Annotated in this window: 1 protein-coding gene; it reads left to right on the top strand. The window is 43.1% G+C overall.

Annotated elements, in window-relative coordinates:
• The coding region (locus AACU59_RS04910) for an inverse autotransporter beta domain-containing protein (RefSeq protein ID WP_161437740.1) at positions 1 to 2443 on the top strand (2443 nt) is incomplete at both ends.

The raw sequence follows: 2443 nt of genomic DNA, 5'->3' as shown, positions 1-2443 counted from the left end.
GGTTAATGATGGCTTGTACATTCAAAAAGACACACGTTCCGTTAGTTCAGTGCCAATTGAATTTATTGATAGTATTAATTCAATTGGTGTTGACTTTATCCATTTATTTGATGGCGTTGAGCCACCAGACACTTCTTTAGTCAATATAATTACAAAGCACTTCGGTACTTCAAATCTTTTTGTGTGGCAAGATGAGAAAGTTAATCGCTATCGGCTTATGCTGCGGGTCCCAAATGACGTCGATAAGGTACAGTACCTAGATGAAGCTAGGACGTATGTAAGTGAGGCTTTCATTTGGTCTTGGGTGGGACAGACGGATGGGCAAGTTGCTTCAACCATCAAGAGTGATTTTCAACCGGTAGCCGTTCTCAATTCACTCCCTTTGTCTGATTTAAAAGGGGTTACTCCTACTAATAATCAAGCATCATCGCTTAGTGATACGGTTGGACAGCAGGCTTTAGGCTTGCTTATGGCTTTGGATGGCAAAGATGACTCCGATTTCGGAGAAGAAGTTGAAGGGTATTTGAAACGCCAAGTTCAGGGCAGCTTCGAACAATATGCTAATCAGTATTTAAACGAGTCGCTCGAGTCTTCTTTGGAAAGCATTAACGGTGTTGTTCGTAGTTCATTAAGTGTGAGTACGTCTGGCATTAAAGGTGAGCTTGAAGCTTTGGTACCGCTATACAGTAATGACAAAGATTTTGTGTTTGTTCAACCTGGTTTTGTTTTGAACGATAAGGGCCGTTACAACGGTAGAGATTTTGTCCACGCTGGTATTGGGTATCGTACTAAAGTAGACGATTTTATGTACGGCGTAAATACGTTTTATGACTATGATTTGGAACGAGGTCATAAACGAGCAAGTATTGGTGGTGAGTTGTGGCATGAGGCATATAGCTTCTACACTAACTATTATTTCCCTCTTTCTGCATGGGTAGCCTCGCCGGATACATTTTCAACACTTGACGATATGAGTCTTCAGGAGCGCCCTGCCTATGGACTGGATGTTGGAGTATCAGGTTATTTACCTTCTTATCCCTGGCTTAGTGCTAACTTGAGTTATGAGCAACAATTTGGCAATCATGTTGAAAATGAAAGAGGTGAGAATCCTACCTCGAGCCCTTATCAAATTGGAGTATCGTTAGATTACAGCCCAATTCCGATGATAAGTTTTGGTATATCTCATAAATATGATAGTGCTACCGGTTCGGACTATTCAGCCAATCTCGGCTTTCAGTACATATTCGGTGAGAGTTTATCTAAGCAACTTGACCCTGCTTACATAAAAGGGACAAGGGGCCATGACTACCAGCAGAAAACATCTTTTGTCCAGAGAAATCACGATATTGTACTTGAGTACCGTAAAACGCCTTTCTCTATCGAGTTGGTTGGTGAAGGTGAGGTAACGATTTCTTCGGGGGTGACTCGTAATACTGCAGAATTCGTTCAGTTATCTAATTCATCAGATATTAAGCAGCTTTCTTATACTGGTAGTGCCGTACCATTTCTTACTGGTACTGGTGTATTGGCATCGTCGGGTGCTCTAAGAGCTAATAGCTCCGTACCTACTCAGTTTGTCAAAGAATTTAATCATGATATTAAGTATGCGAGTAGCGCGACTGACAATTTTTATGAGTTGACCTACGTTGCAACACTAAAAGATGGAAGCTCGTATCAAACTCGCCCACTGCGAATTAGGTTTGAGCATCCGAGGGGCGGTAGCTTTGATCAACAAAATACTTATTCTAAATATGAAGTAACAGTAAATGATGCGATTGCCGATGGTAAGGCAACGAACGAGCTTCGAGTGACCTTGAAAGATGCTAACGATAACGCTGTGGCAGGAGAGACAATTAGCTTTACGCTAAACGGCTCAGGACAAGCGGCGTCACCACTCACAGCAACAACTGATTCTAGTGGTCGGGCCATCTTTAGATTGAGCAACAAAGTTGCAGAAACAGTTACCGTTACCGCTATGCATAGCAGTGGCAGCCGTGATGCGTATGTAACGTTTTTGGCAGACCCAACCACCGCTAACATTAATGGAGTGAACTCAAGCTTTGTTGTTGTCAAGGATGGCGAGAAGGCCGATGGTAAGGCAACGAACGAGCTTCGAGTGACCTTGAAAGATGCGAATGATAACCTTGTGGCAGGCGAAGCGATTACTTTTGATGTTATCAGCGGTGATGTAACCTTGATTGAGACAAAGGTAACGACAGATACAGACGGTAAGGCGACAGCGAAAGTTACTAGTAAAAAAGCGGGTAAAGCGACGATTAGGGCGACTTACGATGGTGAGTCGAAAGATGTAGAGGTAATTTTTGTTGCTGACAGTGCCAAGGCAGTATTAACCGCGTTTACAGTCGGTACCAATGGTCAACCTGCGAACGGCAGTGATCAGAACAGTGTTACGGCCACGGTGAAGGATCCAAACGGTAATCCA

The sequence above is a fragment of the Vibrio sp. V23_P3S9T160 genome (assembly GCF_963886625.1).
Taxonomy (GTDB): domain Bacteria; phylum Pseudomonadota; class Gammaproteobacteria; order Enterobacterales; family Vibrionaceae; genus Vibrio; species Vibrio anguillarum.
The sequence above is the reverse complement of the archived record's forward strand: the minus strand, read 5'-3'. Positions and strand labels throughout refer to the sequence as shown.